Below are 17,584 nucleotides of genomic sequence, written 5' to 3'. Positions count from 1 at the left end.
CGGAACCGGCGGTTAGGTGCTGAGAGTGAACATCCGCGAGATCACGGTGGCCGGCGCGCAGGCCGGGCCGTACGGCATCACCGCCGGCCCCGACGGCGCGCTCTGGCTGACCTTCACCCACGCCGGCCGCATCGCACGGCTGACCACCGGCGGTGAGGTCACCACCTTCGACCTGGGCGCACCGGACAGCCAGCCGATGGTCATCACGTCCGGCCCGGACGGCGCCCTGTGGTTCACCCGCAACCGTGACGACCGCATCGGCCGGATCACCACCGGCGGCGACCTCACCGACTTCGCGCTGCCTACACCCGGCAGCGGCCCGTACGCCATCACGACCGGTCCCGACGGGGCCCTGTGGTTCACCGAGATGAACACCGACCGGATCGGCCGACTCACCCCGGAGGGCGACCTGCGGGAGTTCGAGGTGCCGGCGGAGAAGGCGTTCGTGTCCGTGATCACGTCCGGGCCCGACGACGCGCTGTGGTTCACGCTGAACCAGGCCGACGCGGTCGGCCGGATCACCACCGACGGCCAGGTGACGCTGCACCAGCTGCCCACCCAGGGCGCCGCGCCCGTCGGGATCACCGCCACGGCCGACGCCCTGTGGTTCGTCGAGATCGGCGCCGGGCAGGTCGGCCGGATCACCCCGGCCGGCCGCATCGACGAGTTCGCCCTGCCGGACACCGCCGCGCGGCCCCACGCGATCACCCCGGACGCCACCGGCGGCTGCTGGCTCACCGAGTGGGGCGCCAACCGCGTCGCCCACATCACCGCGACCGGCGAGATCACCGAGCACGAGCTCCCCACGCCGAAGTCCGAACCGCACGGCCTGGTCCTCGGCCCGGACGGCAACCTCTGGGTGGCCCTGGAGACCGGCGGCGTCGCCGTCCTGGAGTGTGCGCAGTGACCACCGAGGACACCGTGAATGCCTGGCTGCGCGAGCGCGGCGCCGAGACCATCGACCACCCCGGCGGCACCCTCTACCTGCACCTCGGCCGCGTCCACGACCGGCTCGGCGCGCTCGGTCACGACCCCGGGGTGCAGCTGGCCGGGCTCGCCCACGCCGTCTACGGCACCGACGGTTTCGACCTCACACTGCTCGACGTGGCCGACCGCGGCACGCTGCGCGATCTGGTCGGTGAACGCGCCGAGACACTGGTCTACCTGTACGGCGCCTGCGACCGTTCCCGCACCTGGAAGACCCTCCCCGAGACGCGGCAGGTGTGGAACCGCTTCACCGGCACCGCCGAGGACCTCCCGGACGACCTGGTCCAGCCGTTCACCGACCTGACCATCGTGAACGAACTGGACGTGGCCGAGCAGGAGCCCTCGATCGCCGCCCGCTACGGCGACTACTTCCGGACGTTGTTCGGCTCCTGGGCGCCGCTGGCGTCCGCACCGGTGCTCGCCGAGAGCCGCCGCGTGCTGGGCGACACCTGAGAGAGTCCCCGAGAAACCCTCAGTGCCAGTCCGCCGAGGACCACGGCGATGACGCCCAGCACGATGGCCGCGTAACCGCCGACCACCCCGTTGCCGGTGCCGGGACCCCCGTCGGCCGTGGCCACCACCAGCACACCGGTGAGCAGACCCGCAGCGCCCGTGATCAGCGCGACGATCGGCCGGCGCGGGGCCGGGCGGGCCAGGGCGAACGCACCGGCGATCGCGCCGGCCAGTGCCACAAAGGCGGCCGCGGTGGCGACCACCCGGTCGGTGGTGAAAGTGTCGGCGGCGAGCAGCAGAGACGACATGGTGTTCCCCCTTGAAGCGCGGTCGAGGACTCGATCCTGTCCTCGCGGCCGCGCCGGGGCATCGTGCCGGCGTCGGCACTTTCCGCTGCCACGATGGCGGTCCTGCCTGCTGCGGGCGTGGTAGTCCGCGAGATCCGCTGCGGTGATCGCGGTAGCCGGATCCCCTGCGCCGACGGGATTCGCCGCGCTGCCCGTGCGGCTAGGGTGCCCGCATGGGCCGCGTACGGGACTGGATGCTCGCTGCGGGCACGGCGGCGCTCCTGGTCGTCACCGGCTGGTCCGGGCACCACCCGCCGACCGGGACCGGCACCGATCTGACCGTGACCGACCTGGCCGGCTTCGTGCTGCTGGCCGCCGGCGGACTCGCGCTGGTCGCCCGCCGGCGTCACCCGGTGGCCGTGCTGGTCGTCACCGGGCTGTGCGCGGTCGGCTACGAGATCGCCGGGTTCACCGTCCTGACCATCGCCTACCTGGTCGCCGTGTACGCCGCCGTCCGCGCCGGGCACCGCACCACCACCGTCGTGATCAGCGTGATCCTGCTCGTCGTTCTGCCCGTCGCGGCGATGACGGCGGGCCGCCAGGACCCCGGTGAGGCGTTCGCGCAGGCCCGGGGTGTGCTCGAGCTGGCCTGGCTGATCGCCGCCGGCGCCGCGGGTGAGGCGCTGCGGCAGGCCGAGCGCCGGGCCGACGTGGCCGAACGCACCCGCGAGCAGAGTGCGCTGCTCCGCGCCGACGAGGAACGGTTGCACATCGCCCGGGAGCTGCACGACTCGCTCACCCATCAGATCTCGGTGATCAAAGTTCAGGCCGAGGCGGCCGTCCACGTGGCTCACAAACGCGGCGAGGAGGTCCCGGAGGCTCTGCTGGTGATCCGGGACGCCGGTCGTGAGGCCGCCCGGGAGCTGCGCGCCACTCTGGAGACCCTGCGCAGTGACGACCGGTCGCCGCTGCACGGCCTCGATCAGGTGCCGGAGCTGGTGCGGCGCGCGCGGTCGGCGGGCCTGGACGCGTCGCTGACCGTCGAGGGGCACCCGGGCGAGGTGCCCGCCGCGGTGGACCGCACCGCGTACAGGATCGTGCAGGAGTCGCTGACCAACGTCACCCGGCACGCGGCGGCCGCCACCGCTTCGGTCCGGATCGGTTACCGGCCCGGCACGGTCGACGTCCGGGTCGACGACAACGGTGTGGCCACGGCGGGGACCCCGCCGGTGCCCGGGGTCGGGCTGCTCGGCATGCGCGAACGCGTGACCGCCCTCGGTGGCCGGCTGCGCGCCGAGCCGCGCGCCGAAGGCGGCTTCACCGTCCACGCCGAGCTGCCCTGGGACGCCTCGTGATCCGTGTCCTGCTCGTCGACGACCAGCCGCTCATCCGCAGCGGTTTCCGCGCCCTGCTCGAGGCGGAGAACGACATCGAGGTCGTGGCCGAGGCCGGTGACGGCGGCACCGGCGTGGTGCTGGCCCGGCAGCACCGGCCCGACGTGGTCCTCGTCGACGTGCGGATGCCCGTGGTCGACGGCATCGAGGCGACCCGGCGCATCGCGAGCGACCCCGCACTGGACGGCGTCCACGTGGTCGTCCTGACCAACTACGGCCTGGACGAGTACGTCTTCAACGCTCTGCGGGCCGGTGCGGCCGGGTTCCTGGTCAAGGACATCCTGCCGGACGACTTCCTGCACGCCGTCCGGGTCGCGGCCCGTGGCGACGCGCTGCTCGCGCCGACCATCACCCGCAAGCTGATCGACCGGTACGTCACCCAGCCGCCGCACCCCGCGTCCACCGCCGTCCTGACCGCGCTGACGACCCGCGAGCGGGAGGCGGTCACGCTGGCCGCGCAGGGTCTGTCCAACGACGAGATCGCCGCGCGCATGGTGATCAGCCGGGTGACCGCGAAGACCCACGTCAACCGGGCGATGACCAAGCTGCACGCCCGCGACCGCGCGCAGCTGGTCATCTTCGCCTACGAGTCCGGCCTGGTCACCCCGCGCCGGGCTCACCCCTGAGGCTGGAGCTCCAGCAGGACGATGCCCGGGTTGGGCAGGGCGAGGCTGATCTCCTGGCCCGGCTGCAGGGTCTGCGGCGGCGACGCCTCGTCCAGACGATCAGCGGCGGCCAGCGCGCGCCACTGCTCGTCGTCCGGCCAGTCCGCGTCGCCGCCGATCTGCTGCCAGCGCGAACGCAGGTCGCCGTGGTCCGCATCGACGCGCCACTGCCGCAGGGTGGCCGGTCCCGCCAGACCGGCCACCTGCAGCGTGACCTGACGGTCGAGGCCGGAGTCGCCGCCGACCTTGGAATGGTCCAGGGTCCCGTTCCAGACCAGTACGCCGACCGTCCCGTCGTCCCGTCGTGCTGCCCACGTCTCCACCAGGCTGTCCGCGCCGTCACCGGTCGCCGTCACGGGCAGCTGGGTGTCACCGAGCCGCTGGGCCAGCGACAGCGCCCAGAACTTCGGCTTCGCCAGGTTGCCGACGCTGAGCAGCCCGAAACCGCCGTGCAGCAGCCGCTGCGGGCGGCCGAGCTCCTCGAAGTGGTCCGAGGCGACCCAGGGGGCGAGGGCGTCGACGCGTCCCGCCGCCGACCGCATCCCGCGCAGCAGGAACGTCGCCGCGAACACCGTGTCGTTGATCGGGTTGCCGTGGGTCGCGGTGACACCCCATTCGGTCCACAGCAGCGGCCGGCCGCCGGCGAGCGGGCGCAGGTCGAGCGGCACTGTGCCGTACACGTGGGTGGAGAGGAAGTCGACCGGGGCGTCCGCGCGTACCTGATCATCGATCCAGCCGACCGCGGCCGTGGCCGGGCCGCCGACCCGGATCCGCGGGTCCACGTCCTTGATCGCGCGGGCGGTGACCTCGTAGAGCTGCCAGTACTCCGCGGGTGTCCCGGACCAGAAGACCGACAGGTTGGGCTCGTTCCACACCTCGAAGGCCCAGTCGTGGCAGTCGTACCGCTCGAGCAGGTGGGTGGTCAGGGCCCGGATCAGCGCGGCCCAGCGGTCCCAGTCCTTCGGCGGAGAGATGATCCCCCGGTACGCGAAGACGGTGCGTTCCGGGTCCCGGGCGAGGTCACGGGGCATGAACCCCAGCTCCACGACCGGTGTCAGGCCCAGCGCGAGCACCGTGGTGAAGACCCGGTCGATGCCGCTGAAGTCGTGGACGGGCTCGCCGTCGACCTCCCGGTAGACGCCCAGGTCGTCGCCGAGGATGGCGTGTGCGCGGACCGACTCGACACCCAGCTCGTCGTGGACCCGGCGCAGCGCCTCCCGCACGTCCGCGCCGATCTCGCGGCCACCGGTCCGGTCGGTGCTGAGCGCGTGGCTCAGGTGCTCGGCGCCGACCATCGGCCGCCACACGTGGTGCAGCGGCCCGTCGTCGCCGAGCGCGTCGACCGTGACGGTCACCTGGGCGTCACCACCGGACGCCTCGACGCGGACCGGGCGTGACAGCGGGCCGATCGCGGTGACCGTCTCCAGCGCCGCGACCGCGTACCAGTAGGTGCGTCCGGCCTCGACGGTCGTGTCGGCGTACGGGCCGTGGGGGACGGCCAGGACGTCGCCGCCGCCGTGGTCGACCACCGTGAACGGCCCGTCGGGCGAGTCCGCGCGGTGCACGGCGTAGCCGATGGCCCGGTCAACCGGCGGCCAGTCCAGGGTGATGTGGCCGCGTCCGGCGACCGCGGTCAGCCCGGCCGGTGCGTCGAGGCCGGCCTCGACGGTCTCACCCGGCTCACGGTCCTGGGCGCCACCGGCACCCATCAGCTGTGCCCAGTTGGAGCGTGCGGTGTCCTCGACCGTCATCAGCGCACCTCTCGCAGCTGGGGCAGGTTCTGGCGGGCGGGTACGTTGAACGTCTCCCGGGCCAGCAGCGGACGCACGGCCTGCTCGAAGCGCGGCGTCACGAACGAGCGCCGCAGCACGTCGTGGGCGAGGTTGTTGCCGATCGCACCCATGATCATCGCCTGGTCCAGGGACAGGTAGCGCTTGGCGACCTGACCGCTGCCGACCGCGATCGCGTCGTAGAACCCACCCGGCCCGTACGCGTCGAGGTTGCGGCGCAGCTTGGCCAGGTTCGCCAGGACCGGGCCCTTCGCGTACGGCAGCGCCAGGAACGCCGCGTGCGGGGTGACCACACCGTCGCCGTAGACCGCGGGTGCACCGGCCGGGCGGCAGTCCCCGAAGCCGGCGTCGTACGTGCCGCCCTCGACGTCCGACGGGTACCCATTGGTGTCCATGCCCATCGCGTCGACACCCCAGGCCGCGTACCCGCCGGCCGGGTTCGACGCGGGGGAGAAGCCCCAGTACCCGTACTTCGCGTCGTTGAGCCCGTGCTCGATCTGCGCGGCGACGGTCGCCGGGTGGTTACGCCCCCAGCTGCGCGGCCCCCACTTCGCCTCGGGTACGAACAGGTCCGGCATCAACGCCTCGAACATGTCCCCGCCCCAGCTCGGCACGAAGGTGATGCCGCGGTACCGGTACGAGCCCTCGTAGACGTCCACACCCAGGTGCGTGGTGTCGAAGCCGAGCGGCTGCATCTCCTGCCAGCTGTAATCGCAGTTGTTCGGCAGCGTCCGCATCGTGTCGTAGTACGCCGTCGCCGGGATCTGTCCGGCCCCGATGCCGAGGTAGGTGGCGATCCGCGGCTCGGTCACGGTGATGTCGTAGTGGTTGCAGGTGAACCAGACGCCGTTCTGCTCGACCGAACACCCCGGCGGCTGCGTGTCCCAGAAGCCGCCGCGGAGCAGTCCTCGCGTACCGATGGGGGTGGTCGCGGCGGGGTTGTAGTAGAAGCCGAAGTTCATCGGTTTCAGGATCTTGTCGGCCTTGCCCCGCAGCTCGGGCAGCGCACCCTCGACGACGCGCAGCGCAGCGGCGAGCCAGCCGTTGTCGACGCTGGACAGGAACGGTGTCACGACGCTGCCGTCCTCGGGCCACGTGGTGACCACGGATGCGTCCCGCGGGTCGTACCAGTTGTAGTACATGCCCGACGGCGTGTGGTGTTTCAGGCCGGCCAGGGTGTCCAGGGTCTGCGACACCCGGCGGCGGGCCTCGGACTTCGAGATGATGCCCAGGTCACGGGCCACGACGGCCGACCACAGGTAACCACCGATGTTCGTCGGCGACGTGTAGGTCGACGGCTTGCTGAGGTCACCCTCGATGTTGTCGGCCACCAGGCCGGTGCCCGGGTCGGTCATCGCGACCATCGAGCGCCACGTGTCCTTCGCGTACTGCTGCAGGGGCGAGGCCGCGGACACGGCGGTGCTGGAAGAACCGATCAACACCAGAGCAACCAGGGGTACGAGCAGACGTCTCACAGGGGCTCCTTACTTGAGTCCGGTGGTCGCGATCCCGCGCAGGAAGTGCCGCTGCAGGACCAGGAACACGATGAGGACGGGCACCACGACGACAACCGCGCCGGCGAGCAGCAGCCCGTAGAAGGTCTGGTTCTGCCCGACGCTGTAGAGCGCCAGCGCCACGGGCAGCGTGTACTTGTCCTCGGTGGTGGCCACGACCAGCGGCCAGAGGAAGTTGTTCCAGCTGGACAGGAACGTGAGGATGCCCAGCGTGGCCAGCGCCGGCTTGCACAGCGGCAGCACGATCCGGAAGAAGATGCGCCACTCGCCGGCGCCGTCGACCCGGGCCGCCTCGATCAGGTCGTCCGGGATCGACTGCAGGAACTGCCGCATCAGGAAGACCCCGAACGGCCCGGCCAGGAACGGCAGGATCAGCCCGGCGTACGAGTTGGCCATGCCCAGGTTGCTGACCAGCACGAACTGCGGCACGAAGGTCGCCATGCCCGGCACCATCAACATGCCCAGCACCAGCAGGAACAGCGTCTTGCGGCCGGGGAAGCTCAGCTTGGCCAAGGCATAGCCCAGCATCGAGCAGAACAGCAGGTTCCCCGCGGTGACCAGGGCGGCCACCAGCGCGGAGTTGAAGAAGTACTGCGGGAAGTCCAGCCGGGCGAACAGGTCCCGGTAGTTGCCGAGGGTGAACGTCTCCGGCCACCACGTCGGGGGTACGGAACGGATGTCGGCCTCGGGCTTGAACGACGACAGCACCATCCACAGGAAGGGGCCGACGACCACGAGCAGACCGAGGACCAGCACCGCGTACAGGATGATTTTGGCGACCCCGTCCTTGCTGCGGGTGGTGGTGCCCAGGGATGCGGTGGTCATGGGTCAGTCCTCCCGCGAGCCGAGCAGCCGGAACTGCAGCACGGACAACCCGACGATCGCGACGAAGAGCACGTAGCTCGCCGCGGCCGCGTAGCCGTAGTTGCCGAAACCGAACTGGTTGTAGATGTGGTAGCTCACCGACAGCGTCGAGTTGAGCGGGCCGCCCTGGGTCATCACGAACGGCTCCTCGAACAGCTGCAGGTAGCCGATGCCGGTGACGACCGCGCCGAAGAGCAGGGTCGGGCGCAGCAGCGGCAGCGTGATGCTGCGGAACTGCTGCCAGCGGCCAGCGCCGTCGATGGTCGCCGCCTCGTAGAGGTCGCCGGGGATGCCCTGCAGCCCGGCCAGGAAGATCACCATGAGGAAGCCGAAGTTGCGCCACGCGGACATGGCGATCAGGGACGGCAGTGCGGTCGAGCTGTCGCCGAGCCAGTTCGGCCCGTCGATCCCGATCAGGGACAGCAGGTTGTTGAGCAGGCCGGCCTCGGGGTCGAGCAGGAAGCGCCAGATCACCGCGATCGCCACGATGCTGGTCACCGCGGGCAGGTAGAAACCGACCCGGAACAGCGCCTTGAACCGCAGCAGCCCGGAGTTGAGCCCGGTGGCCGCGGCCAGCGCGATCACCATGGTCAGCGGCACACCGACCAGTACGAAGATCAGTGTGTTGCCGGCGGACTTGAGGAACAGCTCGTCGGAGAACAGCTTCGTGTAGTTGTCGAAGCCGACGAAGTTCACCGCGAACGGGTTGCGCAGGTCGGTGGAGCGAAGGTCGGTCAGGCTCAGCACCAGCGCGGCGACGACCGGCAGCGCGGAGAACACCACGAACAGGACGGTGAACGGCGCGGCGAACGCCCAGCCGGTCACCGCCCGGCGCCACCGCCGCCGGTCCGGCGCCGGGGTGTCCCGCAGCGGGACCTCCCCGGCCGCCTTCTCCTGGACCGCGGTCATGTCAGCTCCCGGTCCCGATGCTGGAAGCCTTCGTCTCGATGTTCTTCGCGGTCGCAGCGGCGTCCTGGCCGCCGATGGCCAGCTTCTCCACCTCGGTGTCGAAAGCCGCCGAGACCTGCTCCCACGTCGGGATGGCCGGGGGTGCCTTGGCGTCCTTGAGCTGCTCACCGAAGACCTTGAGGTTGGCGTCGCCGGTCAGCGCCGGGTCGGTCCACGCGGACTGCACGGCCGGCAGGTCGGTGACCGCCTTGTACCACTTGACCTGCACGTCGGGCTTGCTCAGCCACTGCAGGAACTTCCAGGCACTGTCGCGGTTCTTGGCGTCCTTGAAGACCGCGATGTTGCTCCCGCCGATGAACGACGTGCCGGTCTTCTTCACCGGCATCGGTGCCACCGCGAACTTGTCGGCAAAACCGGCGCCGCCCTGCTCGTTGAGGATGCCGACGTGCCACGGCCCGGACATGAACGCCCCGATGCGCCCGGCGACGAAGTCCGGCTCGAGCTGACCCTCGGGCAGGTTCGTCGGCGCCAGCTTCTCGGTGAAGAACGACTGGTAGTACTGCAGCGCCTCGGTCATCTCCGGGGTGTCGAAGCTGAACTTGTCACCGGAGGTGATCTCGGCGCCGTTCGACCAGGCGAACGGCATCACGGACTGCCAGCTGCCGGTCTTGCCGGGCTGCAGGTTCATGCCGTACTTCACCCCGGCCTTGTCCTGCATCGCCTTGGCCATCGTCTTGAGGTCGTCCCACGTCTTCGGCGGCGCGGTGATGCCGGCCTTCGCGGCCAGGTCCTTGCGGTAGTAGATGCCGCGCGTCTCGACGTACCAGGGCACGCCGTACGCGGTCCCGTCGACCACCGTGGAGTCCCACGCGCCGGGGAAGTAGCTGTCCTTGGCGAACAGGTCGGTCGGGGTCGGGTCCAGCGCACCCGTCTTGGCGAACTCACCCTGGAACGTGGTGCCGATCATCGACACGTCCGGGGTCTGCTTCGCCGCGATCGCCCCCGCGATCTTCTGGTGCGCCGCGTCCCACGGGATCGCCGTGACCGTGACCTTGGCGTCGGGGTTCTCCGCCGTGAAGTCCTTCGCGAAGTCGGCGAGCTTCTCGCCCTCGGTGCCCATGGCCCAGACGGTGATCTCGCCCGTGGCCTTGCCGTCGCTGACGGCCTTGGCGGTGTCCTGGCTGCCGCCCGAGTCGCGGCCGCAGCCGGCGGCGAGAGTCATCGCCGCGGCGACCACGACAGCTGTCGCGATTCTCCGGTGTCTTCTCATGTCCGAACCTCCGGGGGGTGATGTCCGCAGCTGCGCCTGACGACGAGCTCGGTGGGAAGGACCCGGCGGCGGGCCGCGGTGGCACGCCCGGCGGGGTCCGTGGTGCGTTCGGTGATGCGGTGGTCGAGCCAGCGCGCCGCGGTGGCGCCCAGCTCGCGCATCGGCTGACTGACGGTGGTGAGGTGCGCGAACCGCGCCGCGAGCAGGTCGTCCCAGCCCGTGACGGCGACGTCGTCCGGCACGCGCAGACCGGCTGCCTCGGCGGCGAGGTGCACCCCGAGCGCCACCTCGTCGTTGGCACAGACGATCGCGTCCGGCGGGTCCCGCAGCAGCTCCCGCGCCGCGGCCTGCCCCGATTCAAGATCGAGATCACACGGTACGAGCTGGGCGCGCAACCGTGCGGCTATCCCCGCGTACCGGCCGGCGACGTCGGGGGCACCGCCGGGGTCGCCGAGGAACGCAAACGTGCGGTGCCCGTGGCCGAGCAGGTGCGCGGCGAGAGCCTGCGCAGTGCGCTCGTTGCGCGTACGGATGGTGTCGACGTCCTTGACCGGGTCACGGGCGAGCAGCACCAGCGGCAGCCCGGTGGCGGCGATGCGCTCGACGACGTCGTCGCCGACGGTCTGGCCCATGATGGCGAGCCCGTCGACGCGCCCGGCGAGCTCCTGCACCGCGGCGGCCGCGTCGGCCCGCCCGTGGGTCGCCAGGATCAGCACGCTGCTGCCGAAGCCGGCGGCCGCGGCCTCGTACCCGAGGACCACCTCGGCGTAGTACGGGCCGACGAGGTCGGGGAAGACGATGCCGTTGGCGGCGTGCCGTCCCTCGGCCAGTGACCGGCCCAGCCGATTGGGGGTGAAGTTGAGCTCCGCGGCCGCGGCGTGGACCCGCGCGCGGGTCTCCTCGGTGACCAGTTCGGAGTCGCGCAGGGCTCGCGAGACCGTGGCGATGGACACGCCGGCACGCTGCGCGACCTGGTAGATCGTCGCGGCCTTCGTCTTTGAAAGCGCTTTCATCGCCATGCCGGGAACATAACCAGCCCGAAACGAGCCCGAAACCCGAACGCGGCGGGGTTCCGTGATCAGTGACTTCCGGCAAACCCCTGCGTTTACCCCAGCAGGCGCGTGATCGCCCGCTGCAGCGTGGCGCCGTCGAGGGCACTTCCGGTGGCCAGTGCCTGGGCCAGCGCGCCGTCCAGCAGCATCGCGACAGCCCGGGCGGTGAACGGGTCCGTCAGCGGCGTGAGCAGCGAATACAGCCCGTCGAGCCAGGCCTGGGCGAGCGGTCGCAGCTGCTCGTCGCGGGCAGCGGCCAGGTAGACCTCGTATTCGAGGATCGCCCGGGGCCGGTCGGCGAGGTAGCCGCGGCTCAGCTCAACCAGCGTCGGCGCCAGGTTGCCGGCGGTCAGCCGCCCGGCCCACCCGTCCAGTTCAGCCTGCATCGCGTCACTGGCCTGCTGCAGCCCGGCGGCGACCAGGTCGTTCAGGGTGGGGAAGTAGTAAGTGGTCGCACCGAGCGGCACCCCCGCCCGTGCGGCGACAGCCCGGTGCGTGGTCCGCCCGACACCGGAGTCGGCGATCACCTCGACCGCGGCGCTGGCCAGCGCCCGCCGGCGGCCCTCGGGGTCACGCTTGGCCGGGCTCAATGGGCACCCCCGAGATTGAGAACCACAACACCGCCGACGATCAGGCCCAGCCCGATCACCTTGACGAGGTTGAGCGACTCACCCAGGAACACCGTGCCGATGGCAACGATCGCGGCCGTGCCCAGCCCCGACCACATCGCGTACGCGACGCCGATCGGTATGTGCTTCACCGCCTGCGACAGCAGCACGAAGGACAGCACGTAACCGCCGAGGCAGGCGACGGTCGGCCAGAGGCGGCTGAACCCGTCGGTCGCCTTCAGCATGCTGGTGCCGAAGACCTCACTGCCGATCGCGAGCACCAGGAAGACGTACGCCATGGCCGGCTCCTTCAAAGTTGTACATCTGTACATGTACGATCGTACAGCTAACCCGTCGAGGCAAAAGCCGCCAGCAAATGGTGGCGCTCCTCATGTCGGGCGGCGGACGGCCGATAAGACCCGTGACACCTCTGTCCCCGAGCTGAAGGATCTGTCATGGAACGGTGGTTCGGGGTCGGGCGCAGTCTGCACAGTGATCCGGCAACCGCCGGTGCCGAGGCCGCCCGCGACGCCGTGGCCGGCAGGCGGCCGGGACTGCTCGTCGTCTTCGCCTCGCTGCCGTACTCCACGCCGCCCATGGCCGAGGCCGCGCACGGTGCGGCCGGTGGTGACGTGCCGATGATCGGCTGCTCGACCTCCGGTGAGTTCACCCAGGACGGGCGCGGCGAGAGTGTTGTGGTGCTGGCCCTCGGCGGTCCCGGCTTCGAGGCCTCCGTCCGGGCCGTGCCGGAACGTGCGACCGGCCTGCGCGAGGCGGGCCTGGAAGCCGCGGCCTGCCTTGACGACATCGATCGTGAGCACCGGATGGTGCTGCTGCTCGGAGACGGCCGCAGCAGTGACCAGCAGGAGATGGTCCGCGGTGCGTACGCGCACACCGGCGCCGGTGTCCCCCTGATCGGCGGCTGCGCGGGTGACGGCATGACCCAGACGTCCACGCGGCACTTCTTCAGCGCGGGCACCGGCGTCAGCGTGCTCACCAACGCCGTGCTCGCGGCCGCGGTCGGCTCGGACGCGCCCATCGGCATCGGGCTGGCCCACGGCTGGCGCAAGACCGGCGAGCCGATGGTCGTCACCCGCAGCGAGGGCGGCAAGATCTTCGAGCTCGACGGTGAACGCGCCCTCGACGTCTACCTGCGCCGAAGTGGTGCAAGCCCGGACCTGGTCGACGACCCGATGGGGTTCTTCGGGTTCGCCACGGTGCACCCGCTCGGGCTCTCCCGGCGTACCGGAGAGGATCTGAGGGTGATCTTCCAGGCCGACGCCGCGGAGGGGTCGATCTCCGGGCTGGCGGACACGCCCGAGGGGGCGATGGCCTGGTACATGGAGGCCGACCCGGAGGCGGTGACCGGTGCGGCCGCGCAGGCCGCCGCCGAGGCCGTCGCGGCGCTGGAGGGCGCCGACCCGCTCGGAGTGTTCATCTTCGACTGCTGCGTGCGCGGACTCGCCCTCGGCCCGGACGGCACCGACGCCGCGGGTAAGCAGCTGGGCGAGACCCTCGGACCCGTGCCGTTCGGCGGGTTCGTCAGCAACGGCGAGATCGTGCGGACGGCCGGCGCCAAGGGCATGCACCACCTCAGCGTCGCCGCGCTCGCGGTGAGCTGACCAGCGCCGGATGCCCACGACCTGGTCGACGCTCCAGCTCACCGAGTTCTTCAGCGCCATCACGCGGGCCGGTGACGTCGCCGGCGCCGCGACCCTGGCCGTCGAGCGGGCCGCCGAGGCGACCGAGGCGGAGCTCGCCGCCGTGGTCCGTGGCGGCGAGCTGATCGCCTGCCTCGGCCTGGGCCGCCAACCGTCCGGTGACCTGCTCGCCGGTGTCACCTCGGGCGCGGAGACCTTCACCGTTCCAGGGTTCGGGACCTTTCACAGCACTCTGCACCCGCTCGGCCGCGACACCGAGGGGTTCCTGTTCCTCGGCCGCCTCGACGACGAGTTCGAGGCCGAGGAACGCCAGATGCTGCAGGGCATGGCCAAGGTGCTCGGGCTCGCGCTGCGCGGCCTGGAGACCCTCGCCGCCGAACGCGACCTGCGCCGCGAGCGGGAACGCGAGGCCGAGGCCCGGCTCGTGCTGGTCAACGCGCTGGAGAAACGCGAGCAGCTGCTCGGCACCCTGCTGCAGATCCAGCGGGCCGTGAGCCAGCGGGCGCCGCTGCAGGAGGTGCTGGACTCGGTCACGCGCGGCGCTTCCGGCGTACTGGAAGGTGCTCTGGCCGCGCTCGTGCTGCGGGACGCCGACGCGGCGGACGAGACGATGGTGGCGTCGCTGACGCCGGGCCACGAGGACTCGCGGCACGACCCGCAGGTGCTGGCCGTGGCGGTCGAGGCGATGCAGCGTGACCACCCGGTCGATCACGACGTCGTGGTCGCGGCGCCGGTGCACGTCGGCGGTGACGTCGCCGGGAGCCTGGTCCTCGGGCGGTGCGGGGACACGATCCGCTCCCAGGAACGCCGTGACGTGCTGGCCGCCTTTGCCGAGCAGGCCAGCCTCGCGCTGACCGGCGCGCACTCGGTTGCCGCTGTGCGTCAGGCGTACCACGACGGTTTGACCGGGCTCCCGAACCGCACGCTGTTCCTGGAACGGCTCGACCGGGCGCTGGAGGTCGCGCACCGGACCCGTACGGCGATCGCGGTCCTCTTCCTCGACCTGGATCTGTTCAAGCAGGTCAACGACACGCTGGGCCACGCCGTCGGTGACGAACTGCTCCGCGGTGTCGCGTCCCGGCTCAGCACGGCGGTTCGTGGCGGTGACATGGCAGCCCGGCTCGGTGGTGACGAGTTCGCCATCCTGCTCGAGCCCGTCGACGGCGGGGACCAGGCCCGCGAGGTCGCGGACCGGATCATCGCCTCGATCGCGCGGCCGTTCGAGATCGGCGGCAAGGAGGTGCTGACCCGGGCCAGCATCGGCATCGCGCTCGGTGACGCCGCCTGCACGACGGCCGGTGACCTGGTGCAGGACGCCGACGTCGCCATGTACCGGGCGAAGAAGAACCGGCCGGGCACCTCGGCGATGTTCGAACCCGGGATGCGGACCGAGCTGCTGCGCCACGTGGAGCTCGGCACCGACGCCCGGCGTGCGTTCGAATCCGGCGAGTTCCGGCTCGCGTACCAGCCGATCGTGGCCCTGCCCGGCGGGCGGATCACCGCGGTCGAGGCGTTGCTGCGCTGGACCCATCCGCGGCTGGGACCGGTCGCACCCGACACCTTCATCCCGCTGGCCGAGCAGAGTGGACTGATCATCGACCTGGGCCGGTGGGTGCTGCGCGAGGCCTGCCGTGATCTTGCCGGCTGGCGGGCCGCCGGCCTGCCGGACCTGACTGTCAGCGTCAACCTCTCGAGCCGCCAATTACAGGACGAGCAGCTGGTCGCCGACGTCACCGCGGCTCTGGCGGAGACCGGCGTCCCTGCCTCGGCGCTGACGCTGGAGGTCACCGAGACCGCGCTGATGCGGGACCCGCGCGAGGTGCAACGCCGTTTGCGAGCGCTGAAGTCGATCGGTGTACGCCTGGCCGTCGACGACTTCGGCAACGGGTACTCCTCGATGGCACAGCTGAGCCGCTTCCCGATCGACCAGCTGAAGGTCGACAAGTCCCTGATCGACGGGATCGGCACCGACCGGCGGCAGCGCGCGATCGCCCGCAGCGTGCTCGAGCTCGGCGCGATCCTGGAGCTCGAGACGGTCGCCGAGGGTGTCGAGGAACCCGCCCAGCTGGCGGCGCTGACCGCCCTGCCGTGCACGCTGGCCCAGGGCTTCCTGTTCGCCGAGCCGGTGCGGCCGGAGCAGGTCGGGGACTTCGCCTAAGCTGGAGCGCTGTGGAATCCGACGGATGGGCCGATGAACGGTTCGGCGTGGTGGCCGACACCTTCGCCCGCAACTTCACCGACTTCGACGAGGACGGCGCGGCGGTGACCGTCTACGCCGGTGGCCGCAAGGTCGTCGAGCTGTGGCGCGGTGAGGGCTGGCAGCAGGACACGGTGGTCCCGGTCTTCTCCTGCGCCAAGGCGATCGTGAGCATCTGTGTGCACCTGCTCGCCCAGCAGGGCCGCCTCGACCTGGACGCGCCGGTCAGCGACGTCTGGCCGGAGTTCGGCAAGCCGCGGATCACGCCGCGGATGGTCCTGGGACACCGCGCGGGCCTGCCCGTGCTCGACCGGACGCTCACCTTCGCCGAGGTCACCTCGTGGACACCGGTGATCCGGGCCATCGAGGAGCAGGAGCCGCTCTGGGAGCCCGGCACCGCGTACGAGTACCACGCCCACGTCTACGGCTTCCTCCTCGGCGAGCTGATCCGGCGGGTCACCGGGCTGACACCGGGGGCGTACTTCCGGCAGGCGATCGCCGACGACCTCGGGCTGCGCGCGTGGATCGGGCTGCCCGAGGCGGAGTTCCCGCACCTGGCCCGGCTGAGCGAGGCCGCCGGCCGCCCGCCCCTGCCCGGCCCCGAGACGCTGCTCATGCGCATGGTCACGATGAACGGCGCGTTCGCCTTTCCCGGTCTCGGCGAGCCGCACGGCTGGAACGACCCGGAACTGCTCGCCGCCGAGATCCCCGGCGCGGGCGCGGTGGCCTCCGCGACCGGTCTCGCCGGGCTCTTCGCCGCCGCCGTCACCGGGATCGACGGCTCACCACGCCTGCTCAGCCCGGAAACAGTGACCGGCGCCGTCCGGGAGCAGTCCGCGGGCCGCACCTGGTCCGGGATGGACTCACCGGCCCGCTGGGGATCCGGCTTCCTGCTCGACGCCGCCGGCTTCCGTCCCCTGCTGGGGGAGCGCAGCTTCGGCAACGACGGCGCGGGCGGCCAGTTCGCGTTCGGCGACGACGAGTACGGCATCGGCTTCGCCTACGTGGCGAGCCGGATGGTCGGTTACGGCGACGCCCGGGCCACCCGCCTGATCGCCGCGGTCCGCGAGTCCCTCCAGTAACCGCAGCGCGGCCTGCACCGACTCCGGCGCGGCGGGCAACAGCGGCAGTCGTACCGCGGCGGACGGGATGCGGCCGGTCGCGTGCAGCACACCCTTGATCACCGTGGGGTTCGGCTCGGCGAACAGCGCCAGTGACAGCGGCGCCAGGCGGTTCCCCAGAGCCCGGGCCCGTACGGTGTCGCCGGCGTGCCAGGCAGCGATCAGCTCCGCGAAGCCCGCGGTCGCCAGATGCGCCGATGCCAGGATGCCGCCGTGCGCACCCATCGCCAGCAGTGGTGAGATGACCGCGTCGTCGCCGCCGAGCACCGCAAAACCGTCCGGCGGGTCCGCCATCAGGTCGGCCGTGGCGGCGCTGATCCCGCCGCCGGCGTACTTGATCCCCGCGACACACGGGACGGCGGCGATCCGGCGCAGCGACCCGGCCGACAGCTCCTGCCCGGTCCGGTACGGCACGTGGTAGACGATCACCGGCACGTCGCCGGCCTGCGCTGCGAAGTAGGCGACCACGCCGTCCTCACCCGGCCGCACGAAAGGTGGCACCAGCACCAGCCTCGCGGTGACATCCGGTGGCACGGTCGCGGAGGTCGAACCGACGATCAGCGATGCGCTGTGCTCCCGGCACACCCGTGCGGCCACGTCGACGACCGCCTGCTGCTCAGCGTCGGACAACGCCGACGGCTCCCCGGTCGTGCCCAGCGCCACCAGCCCCCTGGCTCCGGCCGCGAGCACGTCCCGGGCCAGCTGCTCCAAGGCGTCGAGGGCAACGCCGCCGGTGGTCTCGAACGGGGTGATCAGCGGTACGTACAGCCCGGTGAACGTCATGATCCCAGCGTGGTCGCGGCCGAGCATCA

The 17,584-nt window shown here is 71.4% G+C and carries 16 protein-coding genes and 1 pseudogene; 7 read left to right on the top strand and 10 right to left on the bottom strand.

The genetic code is table 11. The features are described from left to right. Positions 1–25: 25 nt before the first annotated feature. Positions 26–907: a Vgb family protein gene (locus tag AFR_RS21875; RefSeq protein WP_023362985.1), complete on the top strand. Its 882-nt coding sequence runs from the start codon at positions 26–28 to the stop codon at positions 905–907. After that, entirely contained in the window at positions 904–1,440 is a 537-nt protein-coding gene (locus AFR_RS21870) for a DUF6817 domain-containing protein (RefSeq protein WP_023362984.1), read from the top strand. The genes AFR_RS21875 and AFR_RS21870 overlap by 4 nt, the downstream gene beginning before the upstream one ends. Here AFR_RS21870 and AFR_RS21865 read toward each other — a convergent pair. After that, positions 1,353–1,748 carry a DUF6223 family protein gene (locus tag AFR_RS21865; RefSeq protein ID WP_023362983.1) on the bottom strand — a complete coding sequence of 132 codons (396 nt, stop codon included), beginning with the start codon at positions 1,746–1,748 and terminating at the stop codon, positions 1,353–1,355. The two genes, AFR_RS21870 and AFR_RS21865, sit on opposite strands and share 88 nt — an antisense overlap. A 212-nt stretch (positions 1,749–1,960) precedes the next feature. Between AFR_RS21865 and AFR_RS21860 the strand changes: the two genes are divergently transcribed. Both AFR_RS21860 and AFR_RS21855 read left to right on the top strand, forming a co-directional pair. After that, positions 1,961–3,082, top strand: a complete 1,122-nt coding sequence (locus AFR_RS21860; protein ID WP_023362982.1) for a sensor histidine kinase — start codon at positions 1,961–1,963, stop codon at positions 3,080–3,082. Continuing rightward, entirely contained in the window at positions 3,079–3,747 is a 669-nt protein-coding gene (locus AFR_RS21855; protein WP_023362981.1) for a response regulator, read from the top strand. The genes AFR_RS21860 and AFR_RS21855 overlap by 4 nt, the downstream gene beginning before the upstream one ends. Here the strand turns inward: AFR_RS21855 and AFR_RS21850 are convergent. From AFR_RS21850 to AFR_RS21815, 8 genes are all read right to left on the bottom strand, one after another. After that, entirely contained in the window at positions 3,738–5,537 is a 1,800-nt protein-coding gene (locus AFR_RS21850) for a GH39 family glycosyl hydrolase (RefSeq protein ID WP_023362980.1), read from the bottom strand. The genes AFR_RS21855 and AFR_RS21850 overlap by 10 nt on opposite strands. Next, positions 5,537–7,051, bottom strand: coding sequence for a glucoamylase family protein (locus AFR_RS21845; RefSeq protein ID WP_023362979.1), 1,515 nt, complete (start codon positions 7,049–7,051; stop codon positions 5,537–5,539). The genes AFR_RS21850 and AFR_RS21845 overlap by 1 nt, the downstream gene beginning before the upstream one ends. Positions 7,052–7,060: 9 nt before the next feature. Then, a complete protein-coding gene (locus tag AFR_RS21840) occupies positions 7,061–7,915 on the bottom strand; it encodes a carbohydrate ABC transporter permease (RefSeq protein ID WP_023362978.1) in 855 nt (284 codons plus the stop codon). A 3-nt stretch (positions 7,916–7,918) separates the two neighbouring features. Then, the gene (locus AFR_RS21835) at positions 7,919–8,863 is read right to left on the bottom strand and encodes a carbohydrate ABC transporter permease (RefSeq protein WP_023362977.1); all 945 of its coding nucleotides are present in this window, start codon (positions 8,861–8,863) and stop codon (positions 7,919–7,921) included. A gap of 1 nt (position 8,864) precedes the next feature. Next, entirely contained in the window at positions 8,865–10,133 is a 1,269-nt protein-coding gene (locus AFR_RS21830; RefSeq protein ID WP_041841044.1) for a sugar ABC transporter substrate-binding protein, read from the bottom strand. After that, on the bottom strand, positions 10,130–11,152 hold the full coding sequence (locus AFR_RS21825) for a LacI family DNA-binding transcriptional regulator (RefSeq protein WP_023362975.1): 1,023 nt from the start codon (positions 11,150–11,152) through the stop codon (positions 10,130–10,132). Before AFR_RS21825 ends, AFR_RS21830 begins: the two co-directional genes overlap by 4 nt. 86 nt (positions 11,153–11,238) lie before the next feature. After that, positions 11,239–11,775 (bottom strand): TetR/AcrR family transcriptional regulator, encoded by a 537-nt coding sequence (locus tag AFR_RS21820; RefSeq protein WP_023362974.1) that lies wholly within the window; start codon positions 11,773–11,775, stop codon positions 11,239–11,241. Further along, complete coding sequence (locus tag AFR_RS21815) at positions 11,772–12,092, bottom strand: DMT family transporter (protein WP_023362973.1); 321 nt, start codon at positions 12,090–12,092, stop codon at positions 11,772–11,774. Before AFR_RS21815 ends, AFR_RS21820 begins: the two co-directional genes overlap by 4 nt. 156 nt (positions 12,093–12,248) lie before the next feature. On the opposite strand from AFR_RS21815, the gene AFR_RS21810 reads away from it, so the two are divergent. Genes AFR_RS21810 through AFR_RS47940 form a run of 3 tightly spaced genes read left to right on the top strand, consistent with a single transcriptional unit; the run spans position 12,249 to position 16,733 of the window. After that, positions 12,249–13,415 (top strand): FIST signal transduction protein, encoded by a 1,167-nt coding sequence (locus AFR_RS21810; protein WP_023362972.1) that lies wholly within the window; start codon positions 12,249–12,251, stop codon positions 13,413–13,415. A 10-nt stretch (positions 13,416–13,425) separates the two neighbouring features. Continuing rightward, entirely contained in the window at positions 13,426–15,612 is a 2,187-nt protein-coding gene (locus AFR_RS21805) for a putative bifunctional diguanylate cyclase/phosphodiesterase (RefSeq protein WP_023362971.1), read from the top strand. Positions 15,613–15,623: 11 nt separating this feature from the next. Next, positions 15,624–16,733, top strand: coding sequence for an EstA family serine hydrolase (locus AFR_RS47940; protein WP_023362970.1), 1,110 nt, complete (start codon positions 15,624–15,626; stop codon positions 16,731–16,733). Positions 16,734–16,799: 66 nt separating this feature from the next. On the opposite strand, the pseudogene AFR_RS45195 reads toward AFR_RS47940, so the two are convergent. Continuing rightward, positions 16,800–17,555, bottom strand: a pseudogene (locus AFR_RS45195) (dihydrodipicolinate synthase family protein); the annotation flags it as partial. Positions 17,556–17,584: the final 29 nt, after the last annotated feature.

The organism is Amorphoplanes friuliensis DSM 7358 (assembly GCF_000494755.1).
GTDB classification, from domain to species: domain Bacteria; phylum Actinomycetota; class Actinomycetes; order Mycobacteriales; family Micromonosporaceae; genus Actinoplanes; species Actinoplanes friuliensis.
The sequence above is the reverse complement of the archived record's forward strand: the minus strand, read 5'-3'. Positions and strand labels throughout refer to the sequence as shown.

What these genes read in the sequence shown, in the direction of transcription:
- AFR_RS21865 (WP_023362983.1), bottom strand. Translation starts at nt 1,748, where the DNA reads ATGTCGTCTCTGCTGCTCGCCGCCGACACTTTCACCACCGACCGGGTG.
- AFR_RS21860 (WP_023362982.1), top strand. Translation starts at nt 1,961, where the DNA reads ATGGGCCGCGTACGGGACTGGATGCTCGCTGCGGGCACGGCGGCGCTC.
- AFR_RS21850 (WP_023362980.1), bottom strand. Translation starts at nt 5,537, where the DNA reads ATGACGGTCGAGGACACCGCACGCTCCAACTGGGCACAGCTGATGGGT.
- AFR_RS21840 (WP_023362978.1), bottom strand. Translation starts at nt 7,915, where the DNA reads ATGACCACCGCATCCCTGGGCACCACCACCCGCAGCAAGGACGGGGTC.
- AFR_RS21835 (WP_023362977.1), bottom strand. Translation starts at nt 8,863, where the DNA reads ATGACCGCGGTCCAGGAGAAGGCGGCCGGGGAGGTCCCGCTGCGGGAC.
- AFR_RS21830 (WP_041841044.1), bottom strand. Translation starts at nt 10,133, where the DNA reads ATGAGAAGACACCGGAGAATCGCGACAGCTGTCGTGGTCGCCGCGGCG.
- AFR_RS21825 (WP_023362975.1), bottom strand. Translation starts at nt 11,152, where the DNA reads ATGGCGATGAAAGCGCTTTCAAAGACGAAGGCCGCGACGATCTACCAG.
- AFR_RS21815 (WP_023362973.1), bottom strand. Translation starts at nt 12,092, where the DNA reads ATGGCGTACGTCTTCCTGGTGCTCGCGATCGGCAGTGAGGTCTTCGGC.
- AFR_RS21810 (WP_023362972.1), top strand. Translation starts at nt 12,249, where the DNA reads ATGGAACGGTGGTTCGGGGTCGGGCGCAGTCTGCACAGTGATCCGGCA.
- AFR_RS21805 (WP_023362971.1), top strand. Translation starts at nt 13,426, where the DNA reads ATGCCCACGACCTGGTCGACGCTCCAGCTCACCGAGTTCTTCAGCGCC.